Raw genomic sequence first — 19,031 nt, 5'->3', positions numbered from 1 at the left:
TCCATTGAGAAGCTAAAGTGCCGAGCGGCGAGGGCAGGCTTAATAAGTGTTTAAATCAGCGTTTGAACGGCCATTTTGCTAGCTCGTGTAAATGTAAGGACGTGACATGCCGCATCACATCACTAACCGAAAACGTAGTTATCAAACGTCGTTACCCAACGATAGTTTTTTATGGGAAGGCCTGAATGCTTCAGCCTACATCGTGGGAGCCGTCGCCTTTGTGATAGGGAGTCTCTTTTTCCTGCCGGCCTTTGAGAAACACTTGGCGGCGGGTGCCTGGCTGTTCATCTTGGGTTCATTAATCTATTTGGCTGTGACAGCAAACGATTGTGTAGAAATCATCAGCCATTATCGCCGTCACCCCTCGCACGGCACAAAAACAATGCTTGAGTTTGTAATGTCGGCAGGCTACATCATCGGTAGTGTACTGTTCCTGGTAGGCAGCGCCTTGTTTTTGCCGAGTGTAGGCTGGGAGAGAGGCGGAGCCTGGTGCTTTATCATTGGCAGCATTCTGTTCACGATTGGTGCGACGGTTAACGTGACGCAAATCACACAGGCTGGAAACATAGTTGTCTTGCAACTGCTCAATGCCGTTGCCATCTCGTTTATTATCGGTTCCATTCTGTTTCTGGTCTTCTCGATTCCTTATCTCTGGCCGAGCTATCAGACGCCGCTTGCCCATACACTGCATACCTATTTGGGTGCTCAGTTCATTTTCGCCAGTATGCTGTTTCTCGCTGGGGGAATAGTCAACTTCTATAGAGCTTATAGGGCTCACCAAGACCATCAAAAAAAGGAAGACGTCAAAAACCAGTGCCTCTCCTGATTAGCCAGCATCGCTTCCGAATGCTTGTACATCATGGCTAATCGGCAGGGGAGAATAAGCATTGAGTTGTGCTGAAGGGCGATGGCGGGAACGTTGAGGTATGAGATAGGAACATCCCCGAGCACTGATGTGCACAGGGATGTCGATCAAACATTTGCCGAGGGCCTGATGCGTTAGGGAACAGTCTCTAGCAACATAGATTAGCGTTGCTCATCGCTATATTCTGACCAGGCCGTATGATCAATATCCAGGTCATTGAATTTATTGGAATCAAACACCGGGCGTTTAATACCTTGAGCAAGCTGCTCGCGAAAATCTTTCAGCAGGCGTAGGCAAGTAGGCAGCAGCATCATAATGGCCACCAGGTTCACCACCGCCAGTAGTCCCATCATCGGGTCTGAGAAGAAGAACACCGATGTTGCCCCTGGCGCGATGGCGCCTAGGAAGACGATGCCGATAATTACGACGCGTAGTACCTGAATGGCTATCGGATTTTGGGTCATCACGGCCACGGCATTCTCGCCAAGGTAGTAGTTATAGATGATCGAGCTAAATGAAAATAGCAATATCATTAAAGACAGCAGATATTGCGTCCAATCCCCCAAATGATAGGCCAACGACTGCTGGGTCAGCACAACGCCGTCGATATCACTGGCACCAGGCTCATAAACGCCTCCTAGCAAGATCATAAACGCCGTGCATGAACAGATAAGCATGGTATCGATAAAGACTGAGAACGATTGCGTGATTCCTTGGCTAATGGGGTGACGCACATCAGCGGCAGCGGCAACGTTTGGCGCTGACCCCAGACCGGCTTCGTTAGAAAACAGCCCGCGCCGAATGCCCTGCGCAATCGCGGCCCCCATACCACCGCCTACCGCCTCCTCGAAACCAAACGCATTAGCAACAATAGTGGCGATGACGCCGGGAATTTCAGTGATGTTCATTACGATGATGAGCAGCGCCATCAGTATGTAACCCATCGCCATCACCGGCACCACCGCTTCGGAAACCCTGGCAATGCGTCGAATGCCGCCAAACACGATCAAGCCTGTTGCACCGGCCAGCAGCGTACCGGTGACATAGCGGCTGACGCCCAGGCTGCTCTCGATTGACCCCGCCACGGTATTGCCCTGAAAGGCATTAAAACCAAGGCCAAAAGCAGCCAGCAAACAGACTGCATAAAAGACCGCGAGCCATTTGTACTCAGCGCCTAAGCCGTAAATAATCGAATTGGCGGGGCCGCCTCTGAAGGTGCCATCGGTCTGGCGACGTTTAAAAAGCTGCGCGAGCGAAGATTCCACCAAGCTTGTGGCCATGCCCACCAAGGCAATCGCCCACATCCAGAACACCGCCCCTGGGCCGCCGAGGGTAATCGCCACAGCAACCCCCGCAATATTGCCGCCGCCCACACGCCCACCTACAGAGAGCATCAAGGCAGCGCGGGCGCTCACGCTATTCGGGTCAGACGACTCACTTTTAGCGGATAGAACGCGGAACATACGCGTGAAGAACCTGAATTGAACAAATCCGGTCATTAAGGTAATGAACAGCCCAAAGACGACCAGCAGGGGTATCAGTGCCCATCCCCAGGTTAGGTCTTCCAGTACACCAAAGAAATTTTCGATAAAAGCCATAGTCTCTTACTCCGCCTATTAGGTGAGATGTTGGTGAGATTCGGCGTCAATTCTGAAAAAGCATCGCGTATTTTTTTATATGACTAACTCGAGTGACTAGATTGAGCATATGGACATTTTTGCGAGGAAAGCAAAATTTTTTAGATTGAACAGCTACATGGGGCAGGGTAATTTTAAGGCATATATCCAAAACGATGACCATCAGCGGCTATACCGCCGCCATTGTTCTGTAGAGCGAAAGAGAGGGTTCTCAATAGCCACGCAGGGGGGGCGATGGTTCCCCCCATCTCGCGGCCTGCCGTGGCGTGCAGTTCGATGCTCATGCTGGCGCCTGCTTGCGTGCCAGCACCAGCAGTAACACCAGTGCGAATGAAGCAGCGGTTAATAACGTGCTGATGGCGGCGATGGTCGGGTCAATCTCGTCGCGCAGCGCGGTGAACATGCGCACGGTCAAAGGCTGGTTCTGGCCACCCGAAATAAATAGCGCCACCATGGTTTCGTCCAGCGCCTGAATAAACGCAAAGATCGCGCCGGTTACCACGCTAGGCATGATCTGCGGCAGGGTGACGCTCATGAAAGCGCGGAAGCGATTCATCCCCAGGCTTCTAGCCACCATCTCCTGGGTCTGGTCAAAACCGTGCAGCCCTGCCGTTACCGCGGTGATCACATAGGGCAGCGCCAACATCACGTCCGCCATGATCAGGCCCGGAATGGTGTATAGCATTCCTGCCAGGGCATAGATGAAGAATACGCCGGTGGCGACGATAATAATCGGCACGATCAAGGGCAGCAGAAGCACTATCTTCAGATAGCGCATCAGCCAGTGTGTCGAGCTATTGATGGCATAGGCCGCTGCCACGCCAATCGGGGTCGCGATCAATGCCGTGGAGAATGCCACGATCAGGCTGGTTTTCGCGGCGGACATCCAGCCCAGGTTATTGAAGAAAGTGTCATACCAGCGAAACGAGAAACTGCTGGGCGGAAAGGAGAGAAAGCGGCTGTCCGAGAACGACATGGGCACAACGATCAGCAAGGGCAGGATCAAGAAGGTCAGCACCACGACCACATAGCCAATGAAGATGATTCGGCTCAAGGATAATTTATTCATTTGGCACCCAGTATCTTCTCAAGGGGAACGAGGCGACTCACCACATAGAAAATGACCAGCACACACATCAGCAGCACGACACTGACGGCACTGGCGGCGCCCCAGTCGCTATACAGCTGGATGTTGCGGCTGACCAGCATTGAGGCCATGACCGTACGCCCTCCACCCACCAGCTCCGGGGTGATATAGAAGCCGAGGCACAGCACAAACACCAGCGTCATACCGGCTAACACACCGCTAAGCGAAAGCGGGAAGAACACGCGCATGAAAACGTGCAGTGGGCTGCCACCGAGACTGGCGCCAGCCTGTATCAAGTCGTGGGGAATTTTCTGCATAGTGGCGTAAAGCGGTAAAACCATGAACGGCAGTAGAATATGCACGGTGGCAATGATGGTGCCCAGCTCGTTATGCACCAGTGCCAGCGGCGCGTCGATAAGGCCCACGCCCATCAGCGATTCGTTAACCACCCCTGAGCGTTGCAGCAAAATCAACCAGGCGTAGGCCCTGACCAAGACGCTAGTCCAAAACGGTAGAATCACCAACGCCAGCACCACCACTGACCAGCGTCGTGGCAATATCGAGGCGGCATAGGCGATGGGATAGCCCATCAGCAGCGCCAGCAGGGTGACGATAAAACTGATGCGAAACGTGACCCAGAAGGTATTCCAGTAGATGCCTTCGGTGAGAATCCGTTGGTAGTGTTCCAGCGTGAAACCGTCGGCATAGAAGGACTGGCCGATCAACCAACCCAGGGGAATAAGCAGCAGCACAAAAACCACCAGCACGGCGGGCGACATCAAGAGCAGCATGAGCGCATGCTCGCGCCGCCGATAGCCACGTGAGGCATCCCGGTGGCGAGCGTGAGGGTAATTGTTGTTGATGGCGGTCGCTTTCAAAGGATGTCTCCTAGCGGGAAATCGACAAGCGTTGCCGTACCCCGAAGGTGGGCTACGGCAACGACGCACTTATCGCTGCATGAACTCCAGCCAACGACGTTCCGCTTCCTCACCCGCCGAGGAGGCCCACCACTCGTAGGACATCAATACCTGACGCTCGGCGTTTTCGGGGAAGCTTGGTAGCTCCTTGGCACGCTCATCGGGAATCTTGCCCGTATCGAAGGCAGCCGGGTTGCCGGGGCCGTAATCGATATGTAACGGCAGATTGGCTTGGTACTCGGGGGCGATTGCCGCGTTGATAAACTCGACGGCCGTTTCCTGATTGGTCGCGCCTTCAATAATGCACAGGTGCGTGTTTTGCAGCACACCATCGTTATAGGTGAACTCCGCGCTGGCGCCTTCATTAATGATCGCGCTAACGCGACCATTCCACATCATCAGCATGTCGACTTCGCCGTCGTAGAGCAGCTGCGCTGATTGTCCACCAGACGTCCACCAGGTGGTGATATGCGGTTTGATCTCCTCAAGCTTGGCGAAGGCGCGGTCAACGTCCAGCGGGTAAAGCTCTTCTCGCGGCACCCCATCGGCCATTCGGGCGGCTTCAAGCGTCCCTAGTGGGTGGTTGCGCAGGGCACGATTACCGGGGAACTCCTCGACATTCCAAAAATCCTCCCAGCTTTGAGGCGGATTACCATCGAAGGCCTCGGGATCGTAGGCCAGTACGCTGGAATAGAACTCATAGGCCACGGAGTAGGGCGTCTTGTACGCCTCGGGCATTGAGTCGGCGTTGGGGATCTGGCTGAAGTCGAGTTCCGCAATCAGCCCCTGGTTACCGCCCCGCACACAGTTCAGTGGCGGGGTATCGACCACATCCCATACTGCCTGGCCGGTAGTGCCTTGGGTCTTGATCATCGGCCAGGCGTCGGGGGCGCTCTCCTGGCGAATGGTGATGCCTAGCGCTTCGGCAACTGGGTCGAGTATGGCCACCGTCTGTGCTTCCTGGTACGCCCCTCCCTGGGAGACGAAGGTAATTTCGCCGTCTGCCAAACTATCACCAGCACCGACGCTACCTACCGCAACTACCGAGAAACCAAGCAAGTATTTGAAGCAGTGAGTATCTTTCATCTTGCTATCTCCATTGAGTAAATGCACCGACGCCGGATCAGCGCCCGATGGCATCAAGGAACTGGTAATAACCGGCTACCAGTCGAATACCAACTTCACGTAAGGGGTAAAACGGCACGGCCTTGAGCCGATCCGCCGCCAGCAGCGCGACATCAGGGCTTTCACCCATGGCGTAGTCCGCCGCCAACCGCCCGAGCAACGTCGACATGGCCACACCGGCGCCGTTGTAACCGGCGGCGTAGCAAACGCGGTCGTCGAATCTGCCCACATGGGGGAGGGCATCGAGCGTCATCCCCACATGCCCTGACCAGCGATAGGCAATGTCGATATCGGTGAGCGCTGGAAAAAGCGACACCATAGCGCTCTGCAGGGAGTCGAACGCCGCCTGAGAGTCACGCTTCCCAAACGCCCCGCGTCCTCCAAATACGATCCGTCCATCGACCTTGCGAAACCAGCGCATCATCCGGCGGGTTTCGCCATAGCTTCTTTCCTTGACCAACAGATGGTTCTTCAGCGCCTCCGGAAGGGGTTCAGTCGCAATGATCGAACTTCTAAACGGCACTAAACGAGACTTGATTGCTGCACTTACAGGGGTGATGTCCGAATAGGCATTGGTAGCCAGGATCACCTGTCGCGCCTTGATTTCGCCGTCTGGCGTTGTGATACATACACCATTATCCAATCGACGAATGCTAGTGGCGGGGGTTCGCTCGAAGACTACCTCGCCATGGCGTTGATTAATCCCTTCCGCCAGTCCGCGCACATAGTCAAGCGGGTGCAAGGTGCCAACACCAAGCCCCAAAACCCCGCCTGTAAACGCCTGCGACCCAGTCTCTTCGGCTACTTCGCCAGCGGAGAGGCAGCGTAGCGAATCATCGCCCATTTCCCGCCGCATCCACTCGGCTTCTTGGGTAATTTCTTTCAAAGCCTTGGCTGTGTGGGCGCAGCGCAAGTTACCGCAGCGTGTGAAGCGGGCACTCTCCAGGCTGTACGCCTGAATCAGTGCTTCTACCTCATCCACCGCCTCATGGCAGAGCTGATGCATGGCGTTGGCAACCGACATACCGTGTGCCTGGGCGATGCTGGGAAACGATAGCCGGAACTTGGCCGATACCACGCCGCCGTTGCGCCCGCTTGCTCCCCAGCCAATAGGGTTGGCATCCACTACAATCGCTTGAACATCCCGTTCTGCCAAGCGGTGGGCCGCGGTTAACCCCGTGTAGCCACCGCCGATAATGGCGACATCAACGGTTTTATCGCTGGAAAGCGGCGCGAAATTAGCGGTGGTACTCGCCGTATCACGCCAAAGCGAAGCAATCGGGGATCCTGGCTGCGGCCCACTCATATCACACCTTCTCTACGGCGTCGGCCAACGCCTTAAGGGTGGGGAAATGAAAGTCTGGCGTCGTGAGCTGTTTTGGCGCCGGCGTGCCGCCGAATCCCGTTTGCCCCTGACGACGCTCTATCCAACAAGTGGTGTAGCCCAGCTCTTTGGCTATGCCGATGTCGTGGTACTGGCTCTGGGCAACGTGCAGTATTTCCGAGAACTTATAGCCGTGGGCCGTCTGACGGCCACGGTTGTAGGCGAAAAACTGTGGGTTAGGCTTGGCCACCCCGGTCTCGTCGCAGGTTACGCTATCGTCGAAGGGGTCATCGAGAGTATGCGAGTAGCAAGAGAAGGCGGTGCGATCAGCATTGGTCATGGCGACCAGACGATAGTGCTTGCGCAGGCGCTTCAGTGCCGCCACCGAATCCTCAAAAGCAGGCCAACGAAATACAGCCATCTGAAAGGCATCTGCCGAAGCCGTATCGGCAGGCAGCTTTAACTCTTCAGCCAACGAGCGGTAGACATCCGCCATGGCACTGCTTGAGCGCCCGGGGTAACGATCCCGACCGCGCTTGTAGGCCTCGAAAATAGTGTTGTCGTCCAGATCCTGGGCCGCAGCCCCACCAAGTCGCCGGATTGCTTCCAGTACACCTTTCTCGAAATCAATCAGCGTGCCCACGACATCGAATGTCAGAACTTTAAAGTTGGAAAGTTCCATGATCGGCTATGACTCCTGTTGTTTACTTCGCAGTTATGTCAGGCAACGTTTGTCGCCGGAGTGGGGCATCCCGCACGAGGCACGATGATGGTGTCCTCTGGATGCAGTACCACGCTCAAGCGCTCGCCGAGCGGTGGAATCTGTAGCCTTGCGGCGTGGTGGCTGGGTTGGCGCATACTGATGGAAGTGCCGTCTTCAAGTTCGAGGAACAATCGCAGGCTATCGCCCTGGTATACCGCCTCGATGACCCGGCATGGCAGGCGATTGGCGCCTGGTTCATGACGCCCATCGTCGATCAGCAGTTTCTCGGTTTGAATGGCCAGCAGTAGCTCTGCATGAGGGGCGATGGGCTTGGTCGAACGCAGCGTGTGAGTGCCGAGGCGGACACTGTGCTCATCAATGCGGGTCACCGGTAGCAGAGTGGAGTCGCCGATAAAGCTGGCCACAAAGGAGTCTTTAGGGTTGTTGTGCAGCGTTTCGGGGGCGCCGATCTGAACCAGTTCACCATCCTTAAGGATGGCCACCCGGTCGCTCATGGTTAGCGCCTCACGCTGATCGTGAGTCACATACACAACGGTAGCCCCCAGCTTGCGGTGTAAGCGGCGAAGTTCTATCTGCATCGTCTCGCGCAGCTGCTTGTCCAGCGCTGACAGGGGCTCGTCCATCAGGATTAGCCGCGGCTCGAACACAATCGCCCTGGCCAGCGCGACCCGCTGCCGTTGTCCGCCCGACAGCTGCGACACCCCTCGATCCTGATAGCCATCCAGTTCAACCATGGCCAGCGCCTGCTTCACGCGCTCCGGCCACGTTGACTTGGGTAAACGACGGGCACGCAGCGGAAAGGCGACGTTTTCGCCAACGCTCATGTGGGGAAAGAGTGCGTAACTCTGAAAGACGATGCCGATGTTGCGCTTATGCGGCGGCATGTAAGTCATATCCTGATCGCCGACCCACACCGACCCTGATGAAGGCATCACGAAACCACCCAAGGCGCCCAGCAGGGTCGTTTTTCCAGAGCCTGAAGGGCCCAGCAATGATACGAACTCACCCGGCTCAATAGTTAAGGTTATGTCCTTCAGGGCTACCGTACTGCCATAACGCTTGCTGATGGAGCGTATGGCAACTCCCACACTGTCTCGCTCATCCATAGGGGTTATCACCTTTCATTGTTGTGATGCCTATCGGTTGTCATTGAGTACAGCAGATAAGGTGTTCGCGGACAATTGCGAAATTCTTGGCTGTGGCATAACCTGAAGTCATGCCTACATTGCGCCGACAACTGCCCAGTGCCAACGCACTCTTCGTTTTTGAGTCAGCGGCCCGCTGCGGTAACTTCACCAAAGCCGCCGCCGAACTGGGGGTTACCCAGCCGGCGGTCAGCCGTATGCTGGCGCTTCTGGAAGAGTATCTGGAGGTCAAACTGTTCTTGCGCACGCCCGGCAAGACCGAGCTGACCGAGAGCGGTGAGATACTTTACCAAGGCGTGGTCGACGGCTTTCACAATATCGAAGCGGCGATTCAGGAGATCCGGGCACGCAGCACCGGGCTTGAAACCGTCACGCTATCGGTCTCTACCGCCTTCACCACCCATTGGCTGATGCCGCGTATGCACAAACTGCAGGCGCAGCTACCCAATATCGACCTTCGCTTTCAACTGATTTCAGGGTCGGTAAGCGGCTCAGTCGAGGACGTGGATCTGGGGATTCGCTTTGTGACGGGGGAGGACATCCTGCATGACGCTTCACTGCTATTGCCGGAAATACTGGTACCTGTCTGCAGTCCCGCCTATCGCCAGCAGCAACTCGAATCGACCAGCAACGACATTTCCACCACCCTGATCAGCCTGAGCGACAGCCGCATAGACTGGTTTGAGCTTCTGCCCAATTTTCATATGGAAGCTTATGGGTCGACTCACTCGTTGGTCTTTTCGGACTATGCAGTAGTGCTCCAGGCCGCTCTGCTTGGTCAGGGAATCGCCATCGGCTGGTTGAACATCGCCTCCCACTGGCTAGAGACCGGCTCGCTGGTGCCCGCCACGCCCACTGCAATTGCCACCGAGCGGCTTTGCCACCTGGTGCACTCACGCAAAAAGCCGCTGAGTGATGCGGCCAAGCAAGTACGCGAGTGGATAATAGAAGAGACCCGCAATGACGTTGCGAATGTGGCGAGGCAGTATCCAGAGTTGAAGCTTGATGCCTATTTAAAGAATTGCTAACTCTTTCCAGACTGTGAGGGCCACTAGCTAATAACTAGCGGAGACACCATGCCGCTAGAGCTATGGCCAAGCGCGCGAGATTCTTGCTGCGAGCTTGAGTCACTGCATAATCCATGCGGGTCTATGTACGGGGTGGAGCTTCAGCCATCGGTTGAGCGTGTTAGCGTCTCCCATTCGCTAATTTCGTCGATAAGCGCCGACAATTTTCTGCGCACCAGCTCTAGCGCATCACTTCCCAGCAACAGATGTTCCGGCGGTGTGTCGCTGGCTATTGCAGCCAGCATTGCGCGCGCGGCTTTTTGAGGATCACCCAGTTGCTGACCGCTTTTCTCCTCTCGGGCGTTGCGGATTGGATCGAACTGCGCGTCGTAGTCAGGGATGGAGCGTGGCGTGCGGGACATCGAACGACCAGCCCAATCGGTGCGAAACGAGCCGGGCGCCACGGCGGTGACGTGAATGTTGAAGGGTTTAACTTCTTTGCCAAGCACCTCAGAAATACCTTCCAGCGCAAATTTACTGCCACAGTAATAGGCAATGCCCGGCATCGTGATGAAACCACCCATCGACGTGATGTTGAGGATGTGGCCGCTCCGGCGTGCGCGCATGAATGGCAATACAGCCTTTGTCACGGCGACCGCGCCGAATACATTCACATCGAACTGTCGACGCATCTCGGCTATCGGGGATTCCTCCATAATACCTTCGTGGCCGTAACCGGCATTGTTGACGAGAACGTCGATCGCTCCAACGTTCGCCTCAATCTCGGCTACGACACCGTCAATGGCATCGAAGTCGGTCACATCAAGCAAACGGCCCACTGCCTTCGCGGGATCGAGCTCTTCGAACGCTTGCCTGGCCCGTTCGCTGCGGACCGTGCCGACCACGTGATGGCCGCTAGCAAGTGCTTCCTGAGCCAGCGCCTGGCCAAAGCCGCTGCTGACCCCGGTAATAAATAAGAGTTTGCTGTTAGACATTACATATAGCTCCTGTGTATCAGTAGAAGATGCACATTACGCTGTTGAATTGCCTTATTTTAGGCTCATAATTCTTATATTATTGCCTATTCTAATAATTCCAGTGGATATCGCATGGAAAAGACTTTTCCCTCTCCGCAGGCGGCTGAACAGCGGGACATGGTGACGTTGCTTCAGGCGCTGGCGCCGGAAGAAGGATACAACCTCACGGCCCTGCCTGATGTACGCATCCTGCGTTCGGATCGCCCCTTGTCGCGTACCCCCGTTCTATACGACCCTGGTATCGTGATAGTTTGCCAGGGACGAAAGCGGGGTTATTTCGGCGATCAGGTTTATCTTTACGATGAGCAGCACTATTTGGCAGTCGCGGTGCCGGTGCCCTTCACGATGGAAACTGAGGCGACACCTGAACACCCACTGTTAGCCATTTACATGCATCTGGATTTTCAGCTCGCAGCGGAACTGATGACCCAGATCGACCACCATCAGGCCCTCGCCCAGGAACGCGCGGCCCAGAGTCTAATGTCCAGCCCCATGGATGCTGCTTTGCGGGTGTCCGTGACACGTTTTCTCGAAACAATGAGTCAGCCGCTTGAGGCGAAGATTCTCGGCCCCGCGCTGGTGAGAGAACTGTATTTTCGTGTGCTCACCGGTGCGCAGGGCAATGCCATGCGTGCAGCGCTGGCAATGCAGGGGCAGTTCGGGAAAATCAGCAAGGCGTTACGCCACATCCACGCGACCTACGCTCAGCCGCTTAACCTGACGCAACTGGCCAGCGAGGCCGGTATGAGCGTTCCGACGTTCCTTAATCACTTCAAAGCCATTACGCACACCTCACCAATGCAGTACGTTAAATCCACGCGACTGCATCAAGCGCGACTGCTGATGGTTCGCCAGGGCATGACGGCAGAGGCCGCCTGCCATGCTGTCGGCTACCAGAGCCCTTCGCAATTCAATCGGGAGTTCAAACGGCTTTTCGGCTTGACGCCAGCTTCCGAAACGAAGCGGATGCGGGAGAACTTCGCGTTGCCGCCAGCTTTTGCCAGTTCGGACTACGTGTCGTCACATTGAGAGGGAAGACTTGATCCGCTACGGCCAGCCGATATCGACGATATTCGCGCTATGCGTAAACGTTTAGGATAATAGTGCCGCGCCAGACGCTCCGTTTTAACCTAACTGCCACTTAGTGAGAACCACCTGATGCACTACCGCACCATGACCATCAACGACTATGACGCCGCCATTGCCCTGTGGAGCGAAAGTGAAGGCGTGCGGCTGCGCGATGCTGATTCACGGAAAGGCATTGAGAAATACCTGCTGCGAAACCCCGGCCTAAGCTTTGTAGCAGAAGGAGAAAGAGAAGGGGAACTGGTGGGAACGATCATGGCGGGCCACGATGGCAAGCGCGGCTATGTTCAGCACTTGTCGGTGGCAGACTCACATCGTCGAAGGGGCATAGCAACAGAGCTGGTAAACCTTTGCCTGGATGCGCTTAAAAACGAAGGGATACTAAAATCGCACCTGATGATTCTTCCCGAGAACAAAGCCGCCCAGAAGTTCTGGGCAAGCCAGGGCTGGGCTTACCGATCCGATATTCTGCTCTATTCGTTTGTTAATGGGGATAATTTAAATATCTAGACCAGGACTGTCATGTCCTTGCCGACTCCCTATCCTTATTTGTACTATTGAAGTTCTTTCCACGCTAAGCAGAGGTAGTTGCCCAATGAGCCATTGATGCCTGCCGTTGTTATGACGGCCAGTCTCCATTAGCCCCTGACTCAGGGGGAGTACTCGGCATCTCTGGAATCAACTATGACCACTACCCATCTCACCTTAAAGGGTGTCTCCTACGTTTTGCCGAATGGCAGAACGCTTTTCACCGACCTTCATGAGCAGTTCGATGCACGCCCAACCGGGCTGGTGGGCCGCAATGGGGCCGGCAAAACAGTCTTAGCCAAAATTATCGCGGGCTTGTTGCAACCCTCCAGCGGCCATTGTCAGCGCCCCGACAATGTGAACTACCTTGCCCAGCAAGTGGATCAACTGAAGGAAGCTTCTGTTGCTGATCTCGCGAATGTGCGAACAACGTTGGATGCACTGGCGCGCATCGAAGCCGGTAGCACGGTACCAGAGGATTTTGAGGCAGTGGATGACCGCTGGGATATGCCCCAACGCTTCCGCCATGAGCTTGATCGCAATGGCTTGGGCTATCTCGAAGCCACTACCCCGGCCAGCACACTGAGCGGTGGGGAAGCCATGCGGATTGCCCTAATGGGCGCCATGCTCTCGGATGCCGATTTTCTGATTCTTGATGAGCCAAGCAACCATCTTGACCGGCCCAACCGACAGGCGCTCATCGAACAGTTAAGCCGTTGGCCGCGTGGGTTGATCGTGGTCAGCCATGACCGGCAATTGCTTGAGTCCATGGCGCGCATTGTGGAACTTTCCCCTCTGGGGCTGCATAGCTACGGTGGTAACTACACTTTCTATGCCGAAGCGAAAGCCCACGAACAGCAAACTGCGATTGACCAACTCAATCAACATAAGCTGGAGCGCCAACGCCAGGAACGGGAGATGCGTAAGCAGCGTGAACGTCAGGAGAAACGACAGGCCCGTGGTAACCGGCAGGGCAAGGAAGCCAATCAGGCCAAGGTAATACTGGATGGACAGAAAGAGCGCAGCGAAAACTCCACCGGCGCGTTGCACCAAAAGCAGGCAGCCAGCCGTGATCAACTTAACCAGCGCGTGCGGGATGCCGCAAAGGAAGTTGAAGACGAAGCGCACATCACTCTGCATGAGATACCGATTAATCAGGTAGCCAAGCGCTGTTTGGTTGAATTAGAAAGGGTAGAGCTACCATTCGTCATGGGAGCTACTCGCCGCATTAGCCTAATGCTGAGAGGGCCGCAGCGCATCGGCATCGTTGGCCCCAACGGCTGTGGTAAATCCACACTGCTTCGCGTGCTAGCGGGCCAGATCGAACCATTATTCGGAACCTGCAAGGTGACCCCAGAAAAGGCTTATCTCGACCAGCGGCTGGAGAGTCTTGAGCCGGGAAAAAGCGTGCTCGAACAACTTCAATTGGCTAATCGCTCAATGACAGAAAGCGAACTGCGCATGCTGCTGGCCCAACTAGGCCTGGACGCGCAGAAGATCACCACGCCCAGTGGACGGCTTAGCGGCGGTGAACGCCTGAAAGGGGCGCTGGCCTGCATCCTCTATGCCGATTCGCCCCCGCAATTGCTGCTGCTCGACGAGCCAAATAACCACCTCGACCTGCCATCCGCGCAGGCCCTGGAAGCCATGTTGCGCAGTTACCAGGGTGCGTTACTGGTGGTATCCCATGACGATGCCTTCCTGGAAAACCTGGCGCTAACAGACCGCCTGCTGGCAACTGAGCAAGGCTGGCTCCTGGAGCCAGTTTGATGAAGAACTCTGACTTTTCGATCTTCAATAAGCGCTGGTTGGTGTAGGGCAAAAACTCAAATAGGCTTGAATAGCACGGGTTCCGTGCTATCGTGTATTTATGATCGTAAATTTCAAAGACAAAGCGGTAGAAGATCTATTCAATGGCGAGCATACCAAAGCTGCTCGCAAGCTATGTCCGCCATCTCTCTGGAAAATTGCATCACGAAAACTCGATCTGCTTGATTCGGCACAAAAGTTGGATGAACTGAGGGTGCCGCCTGGGAACCGGCTTGAAGCGTTATCAGGCGATAGAGCCGGGCAACACAGTATCAGAATCAATGGGCAGTACCGTCTCTGTTTTAAGTGGACTGAGGCTGGGCCTGATGAGGTCGAGTTAGTCGATTACCACTAACAGGAGAAAGCTATGATTCGTGTACCCACACATCGCGAACCGACACACCCCGGCGAAATGTTACTGGAAGAGTTTTTGCAGCCCATGGACATTACCCAGCGTGAGTTGGCCGCTGCTATCCACGTTCCTTACCAACGGATCAACGAACTGGTGAATAAAAAGCGGGGTGTTACGCCCAGCACGGCACTAAGGCTGGCGCGGTTTTTTGGTGTTTCAGCAGATTTTTGGCTGAATTTACAAATGCGCTGGGATCTCTTTAAAGCAGAGCAGTTAGAGCATGAGGATCTCTCTAGTATCCAGCATTGGCAGAAGATGGCGTAGCCCTGCAGCTTCACGGCAGGGGGAAACCGTGATGGGTAAGTTCTATATCTACACGAACTCGGCCGTCCTTCTCAAGTCCTGCGATGATGGGTTTCCCCCATTACATCAGCTATATCAGCTGGGGTTTTCTCCGCAAGCAGGCGAATTTCGGCAAGCCTGATCTCGAATAACATATCATTGGCTTTTGTCTCAGCTGCTGCAACTACCTCAGGCTTTTCTCTTACTAACAAGTCTTCCAGTTGACGTGCCATAGTTATCACCTCACGTTATTTTCCTGGTGAACCGCGTATTCTTTATCGGCAACTGGGGCATTTTAGTCTCCAAAAACGCTATTTCCCATGGATGATTTTTAGCTAAAGTAAGATTAACGCGTACCTGCCCGAAGGCCGTCAATGACTGATTTAATCATCTTGCGAGATTTCCTGGCCCTTTGTGAAACCAAGAGTTTTAACCGCACGGCTGAGCACCGGCATGTATCGGTGTCAGGGTTGAGTCGCCGTATTCAAGGTCTTGAAGAGTGGGCAGGCACCGCGCTGTTTGAGCGGCGTAAAGGGGCGTTAGTGCTGACGGATGCAGGCCACAGACTGCAAACGGTAGCCTCGCAAGCACTTAGCTCTTTAGATTGCTTTCGTCGCTCCGTTGCTGACGATATTAATGATCAGAAACAGCGGATACGCTTTTGCTCACCACACATTATGGCGACGATGTTCTTTCCCCAGTGGCTACCGCGCTTACAAGAGCAGTTTACACGGGCTAAATTTAGCATCGACTCGAATACCTTGCCGGAATGCCTGACCGCGCTCAATCAGGGAGAAACCGACTTCGTAACGGCGCTATTCGATTGTGAACACCTTATTGCAAGGCGCTTAGGAGTGGTGAGTGATAGCTACGCTTCTATTGAGCTGGATACCGAGTATCTCATCCCTGTTAGTGCGCCAAATGTTGCCGGTCAGTCACTGTTTAACTTACATGTAACAGACGGCTCTCCACTCTCATTTTTGAATTACTCACAAGAGTGCCACTTGGAGTGGTCGTTGAGTGCCATGCTCGCGCAGCAAGACTTAAATTTGCAGCAACACCATGATGCTGGACTCGCTGACAGCCTGCGTCATATGACTTTATCAAAGTTGGGTGTTGCGTGGCTTCCTTATTCGCTCGTGCGAGAAGACCTCGCTGCTAAGCGGCTAGTTCGAGCCGGAAGTGACGCTTTCGATGTGCCATTAAACGTTGTACTACTGAGACGAACCACGCCCTTACCAAAAGAGGCCCAGCGGCTATGGGACGGTCTCTTGGAAGTGAAGAACGTGACAGCCTTTTGTGACGTTGTCTGATCGGTACTCCGTGAGCACGTTGCAGCGTTGGCAATGTTTTCGCCTCTTTTCAGCCTGTCGTGCAACCTGGATAGGCAATACACACTGTGCTTGCTGATTTGGCAACAAGCGTTGCGATATCGTCGTGGCTTAACGCCCATAAATGGCTAATGCTAGGGAAAGGCTCAATGTACTGAGAACCCCTATGACGACAATGCTGCCGATGGCTTCTGCTCAAAACTACCGCTGGATCATTCTGCTGATAGCCACCCTTGCTCAAGCAGCGGCTTGTTTCTTCGTTCAGGGTATCGGGGCCATTAGCGTCTATATACAGGCAGATATGGGACTCTCCGCATTTCAGATTGGGGCGCTGGTCTCGGCGGCTCAGCTGGTGCCGTTGGTTGGGCTGTTGGTTGCTGGGGAGTTGTTGGACAGGTTCAGTGAGCGTTTGGTGGTGGGGGTAGGCACCCTCGTGGTAGGTATCGCGCTGTGCGCTGCCGTACTGGCTGAGAGTTACTGGGCCATGCTGCTGTTTTTGGTCATCGTCGGCGCGGGCTACAGTACCGCCCAGCCCGGCGGTAGCAAATCGGTAGCCGCTTGGTTTGATAAATCTCAGCGCGGCTTTGCCATGGGTATTCGCCAGGCAGGTTTGCCACTGGGCGGGGCGCTGGCGGCGATCATACTGCCAACCGTTGCTATCACCTGGGGGTGGCGCGCCTCTTTTTTGGTGGGCGGGCTGATTGCGATCTTTGGGGCGTTGGCCTTTATGCTTTTTTACCGTGCCCCTGCTGGCGTGGCGCCGGTCGCAAGAGCCTCTGAAGGCAGCCTAACCAACGTCGTCTTATCGCGACTGGCGATGATTCGCGAACCGGCCATGAAACAGATTATGGCGTCCGGTATTAGTTTAATCTCGGTTCAATACGGCATTTTGATTTTTACCGTGCTCTATTTGCACAGTCGTTTGCAGATGGAGGTGCTGCAGGCCGCGACCTTACTATTTGTGGCCCAAGGGGCCGGTGTTGCCGGGCGCATTTTGCTGGCGGCCTGGAGTGATCGCTGTCGCTCGCGCTATTTCCCGGTCATGGTGTGCATGGCGGCGGTGATAGTGGGGCTGCTGGTACTGGTTTGGCTGCCGCTAAACTCGACGTTCATGCTGGGCTGCTTGATGGCCTGGCTAGGTTTTTTTGGTTTCGGCTGGTACGGCCCTTGGGTGGCTTATGTGGCAGAGTCGGCACCCGCCAATAAAACTGGTTTTGTGCTGGGCCTGGCCATGGCGATTAACCAACTGGCAATCGTATCGGTACCGCCACTGCTTGGCTGGATGCTGGATGTAACGGGCAGCTTTATGCTCGGTTGGAGCCTGCTGATTGCCATGACACTGCTGGGATTATTAATGACCCTCCAACGGCAAGGAGACGTTAATGAAAGCCATCGTGTTTGACGTGTTCGGTACTATTGTCGATTGGCGTTCCAGTTTGATTAATCAGTTCGGGAAGCTTGAGAAAGAGTTAGGGCTTGAGTTACCAAGTGACGGATTGGCTGTTTAGTGGCGTTAGCATTATGTGCCTTAAGCATTTGAATGTGGTGGTGAGCCAAAATGACGATAAGAGCATTTCGAACCAGCGATTTTGAGGCCATAGAGAAGATTTATTCACTCGCCAAACTGGATGAGTTTCGGTTTGAGCAGGATCAATTTGTGCTAATACCGCTTAGGGAAGACGAGACGCGGCTGCGGGAACTGCTGGAATCAACGATATTTGTTCATGACGATAAAGGCATTCGAGGGTATGGAGCGGTCTATGGAAATGAGATTCGCACGCTACTTGTTCACCCGCTCTTTCGCCGCCAAGGCGTCGGTGGTCAATTGTTTAGCCATATGATCGCTTGGGTCGGAGGCCCCGCGACGCTCTGTGTCGCAAAAAGCAACGTGACGGCAAAAGCGCTTTATCAGCAATATGGCTTTAGAGTGACCGGGGAGTTTGAGGCCTGCTACAACGGTAAGTCAGTCATAGCCAATACGATGGATTAGTCGAACATTATTTCTGGAAAAATCTAGCACTGACAGACTGCTTCCTAGCAACCGTACAAGGTACCTATCTGGAGTCGATCTAGCCTTGTTTTCTGTACGGCAAAGCCGTATATTTAAATGATGTTATTCATCGAAACTTCTACGTTCACCAAGCTGTTACCTAGCTACCTCACGGATGAGGAGTACCGTGGGCTGCAAACGTATTTGCTGCAGAAACCGGATGCAGGCGACCTCATCAAAGGCTCCGGTGGTGTTCTTAAAGTTCGTTGGTCATCAACAGGTTCGGGAAAGAGCGGCGGTATCAGAGCTATCTATTATTGGAAGAAATCTGACCACGAGATATGGATGCTCACGCTGTACAGTAAAACGGAGCGCGCCAGTATCCCTGGACACATGCTCAAGCAGATAGCGGAGGCAATCAAAAATGGTTGATAGAAATCTTGGAGCAGAGATTCTCGACGGTATTAATGAGATTAAACAGTTCAAGAAAGGCAGAGTTGCGCTGCGAACTAATGAGTTAGCAGCGCCCTCACCGCCAAAAATGATTCGATTGAAACTGAAGCTCTCTCAATCAGCCTTTGCGGGGCTGCTGGGGGTAAGCATACGTACGCTTCAGGACTGGGAGCAAGGTCGAAGAGAGCCACAGGGCCCGGCAGTTGCTCTTTTGCGTATTGCTGAACAGCGTCCGGAAGTCTTTGATCAACTGCACTGATCAGCCTGCTACC

23 protein-coding genes are annotated in these 19,031 nt (G+C 54.5%); 13 read left to right on the top strand and 10 right to left on the bottom strand.

All coding sequences use genetic code 11. The annotated features are described in order from the left end of the window. Positions 1–106 precede the first annotated feature (106 nt). Complete coding sequence (locus tag QT230_RS07805) at positions 107–826, top strand: YrhK family protein (RefSeq protein ID WP_308321047.1); 720 nt, start codon at positions 107–109, stop codon at positions 824–826. Between the two features lie 200 nt (positions 827–1,026). On the opposite strand, the gene QT230_RS07800 is transcribed toward QT230_RS07805, so the two are convergent. The 8 genes from QT230_RS07800 to QT230_RS07765 form a co-directional block, all read right to left on the bottom strand. Continuing rightward, the gene (locus QT230_RS07800; RefSeq protein ID WP_308321046.1) at positions 1,027–2,463 is read right to left on the bottom strand and encodes an alanine/glycine:cation symporter family protein; all 1,437 of its coding nucleotides are present in this window, start codon (positions 2,461–2,463) and stop codon (positions 1,027–1,029) included. Between the two features lie 173 nt (positions 2,464–2,636). After that, on the bottom strand, positions 2,637–2,786 hold the full coding sequence (locus QT230_RS07795; RefSeq protein ID WP_308321045.1) for a hypothetical protein: 150 nt from the start codon (positions 2,784–2,786) through the stop codon (positions 2,637–2,639). Beyond that, complete coding sequence (locus QT230_RS07790) at positions 2,783–3,571, bottom strand: ABC transporter permease (protein ID WP_308321044.1); 789 nt, start codon at positions 3,569–3,571, stop codon at positions 2,783–2,785. The genes QT230_RS07795 and QT230_RS07790 overlap by 4 nt, the downstream gene beginning before the upstream one ends. After that, complete coding sequence (locus tag QT230_RS07785) at positions 3,568–4,467, bottom strand: ABC transporter permease (protein WP_308321042.1); 900 nt, start codon at positions 4,465–4,467, stop codon at positions 3,568–3,570. Before QT230_RS07785 ends, QT230_RS07790 begins: the two co-directional genes overlap by 4 nt. Positions 4,468–4,536: 69 nt before the next feature. Next, complete coding sequence (locus QT230_RS07780; protein ID WP_308321041.1) at positions 4,537–5,592, bottom strand: ABC transporter substrate-binding protein; 1,056 nt, start codon at positions 5,590–5,592, stop codon at positions 4,537–4,539. Between the two features lie 37 nt (positions 5,593–5,629). Next, entirely contained in the window at positions 5,630–6,937 is a 1,308-nt protein-coding gene (locus QT230_RS07775) for an FAD-binding oxidoreductase (RefSeq protein ID WP_308321040.1), read from the bottom strand. A gap of 1 nt (position 6,938) precedes the next feature. Beyond that, entirely contained in the window at positions 6,939–7,637 is a 699-nt protein-coding gene (locus tag QT230_RS07770) for an HAD-IA family hydrolase (protein ID WP_308321039.1), read from the bottom strand. Between the two features lie 38 nt (positions 7,638–7,675). Further along, positions 7,676–8,785 (bottom strand): ABC transporter ATP-binding protein, encoded by a 1,110-nt coding sequence (locus QT230_RS07765; RefSeq protein WP_308321037.1) that lies wholly within the window; start codon positions 8,783–8,785, stop codon positions 7,676–7,678. A 110-nt stretch (positions 8,786–8,895) separates the two neighbouring features. Here QT230_RS07765 and QT230_RS07760 point away from each other — a divergent pair, with 110 nt between their 5' ends. Continuing rightward, complete coding sequence (locus tag QT230_RS07760; RefSeq protein ID WP_308321036.1) at positions 8,896–9,852, top strand: LysR family transcriptional regulator; 957 nt, start codon at positions 8,896–8,898, stop codon at positions 9,850–9,852. A 140-nt stretch (positions 9,853–9,992) separates the two neighbouring features. Here QT230_RS07760 and QT230_RS07755 read toward each other — a convergent pair whose 3' ends face one another. Continuing rightward, positions 9,993–10,826 (bottom strand): oxidoreductase, encoded by an 834-nt coding sequence (locus QT230_RS07755; protein WP_308321035.1) that lies wholly within the window; start codon positions 10,824–10,826, stop codon positions 9,993–9,995. Positions 10,827–10,940: 114 nt separating this feature from the next. Between QT230_RS07755 and QT230_RS07750 the strand changes: the two genes are divergently transcribed. The 5 genes from QT230_RS07750 (at position 10,941) to QT230_RS07730 (ending at position 14,967) form a co-directional block, all read left to right on the top strand. Next, positions 10,941–11,897: an AraC family transcriptional regulator gene (locus QT230_RS07750; RefSeq protein WP_308321034.1), complete on the top strand. Its 957-nt coding sequence runs from the start codon at positions 10,941–10,943 to the stop codon at positions 11,895–11,897. Positions 11,898–12,026: 129 nt separating this feature from the next. Next, positions 12,027–12,464: a GNAT family N-acetyltransferase gene (locus tag QT230_RS07745; RefSeq protein ID WP_308321033.1), complete on the top strand. Its 438-nt coding sequence runs from the start codon at positions 12,027–12,029 to the stop codon at positions 12,462–12,464. Between the two features lie 174 nt (positions 12,465–12,638). After that, positions 12,639–14,252: an ABC-F family ATP-binding cassette domain-containing protein gene (locus QT230_RS07740; RefSeq protein ID WP_308321031.1), complete on the top strand. Its 1,614-nt coding sequence runs from the start codon at positions 12,639–12,641 to the stop codon at positions 14,250–14,252. Between the two features lie 100 nt (positions 14,253–14,352). Next, positions 14,353–14,646, top strand: a complete 294-nt coding sequence (locus QT230_RS07735) for a type II toxin-antitoxin system RelE/ParE family toxin (protein WP_308321030.1) — start codon at positions 14,353–14,355, stop codon at positions 14,644–14,646. Positions 14,647–14,658: 12 nt separating this feature from the next. After that, the gene (locus QT230_RS07730) at positions 14,659–14,967 is read left to right on the top strand and encodes a HigA family addiction module antitoxin (RefSeq protein WP_308321028.1); all 309 of its coding nucleotides are present in this window, start codon (positions 14,659–14,661) and stop codon (positions 14,965–14,967) included. A gap of 71 nt (positions 14,968–15,038) precedes the next feature. Here QT230_RS07730 and QT230_RS07725 read toward each other — a convergent pair whose 3' ends face one another. Continuing rightward, a complete protein-coding gene (locus QT230_RS07725) occupies positions 15,039–15,218 on the bottom strand; it encodes a hypothetical protein (RefSeq protein ID WP_308321026.1) in 180 nt (59 codons plus the stop codon). A 141-nt stretch (positions 15,219–15,359) separates the two neighbouring features. Here QT230_RS07725 and QT230_RS07720 point away from each other — a divergent pair, with 141 nt between their 5' ends. The 6 genes from QT230_RS07720 (at position 15,360) to QT230_RS07695 (ending at position 19,018) form a co-directional block, all read left to right on the top strand. Beyond that, entirely contained in the window at positions 15,360–16,298 is a 939-nt protein-coding gene (locus QT230_RS07720) for a LysR family transcriptional regulator (RefSeq protein WP_308321025.1), read from the top strand. Positions 16,299–16,482: 184 nt separating this feature from the next. After that, positions 16,483–17,718: an MFS transporter gene (locus QT230_RS07715; RefSeq protein ID WP_308321023.1), complete on the top strand. Its 1,236-nt coding sequence runs from the start codon at positions 16,483–16,485 to the stop codon at positions 17,716–17,718. Next, on the top strand, positions 17,699–17,824 hold the full coding sequence (locus QT230_RS07710; RefSeq protein ID WP_308321021.1) for a hypothetical protein: 126 nt from the start codon (positions 17,699–17,701) through the stop codon (positions 17,822–17,824). The genes QT230_RS07715 and QT230_RS07710 overlap by 20 nt, the downstream gene beginning before the upstream one ends. Before the next feature lie 50 nt (positions 17,825–17,874). Further along, entirely contained in the window at positions 17,875–18,306 is a 432-nt protein-coding gene (locus tag QT230_RS07705) for a GNAT family N-acetyltransferase (RefSeq protein WP_308321020.1), read from the top strand. Positions 18,307–18,423: 117 nt separating this feature from the next. Then, the gene (locus QT230_RS07700; RefSeq protein WP_308321019.1) at positions 18,424–18,738 is read left to right on the top strand and encodes a type II toxin-antitoxin system RelE/ParE family toxin; all 315 of its coding nucleotides are present in this window, start codon (positions 18,424–18,426) and stop codon (positions 18,736–18,738) included. Then, positions 18,731–19,018 (top strand): helix-turn-helix domain-containing protein, encoded by a 288-nt coding sequence (locus tag QT230_RS07695; protein ID WP_308321018.1) that lies wholly within the window; start codon positions 18,731–18,733, stop codon positions 19,016–19,018. Before QT230_RS07700 ends, QT230_RS07695 begins: the two co-directional genes overlap by 8 nt. Positions 19,019–19,031 lie beyond the last annotated feature (13 nt).

The organism is Halomonas sp. SpR8 (assembly GCF_031010195.1).
Classification (GTDB): Bacteria; Pseudomonadota; Gammaproteobacteria; order Pseudomonadales; family Halomonadaceae; genus Vreelandella.
Note: the sequence above shows the minus strand (reverse complement) of the source record. Positions and strands in the feature narration are given on the sequence as shown.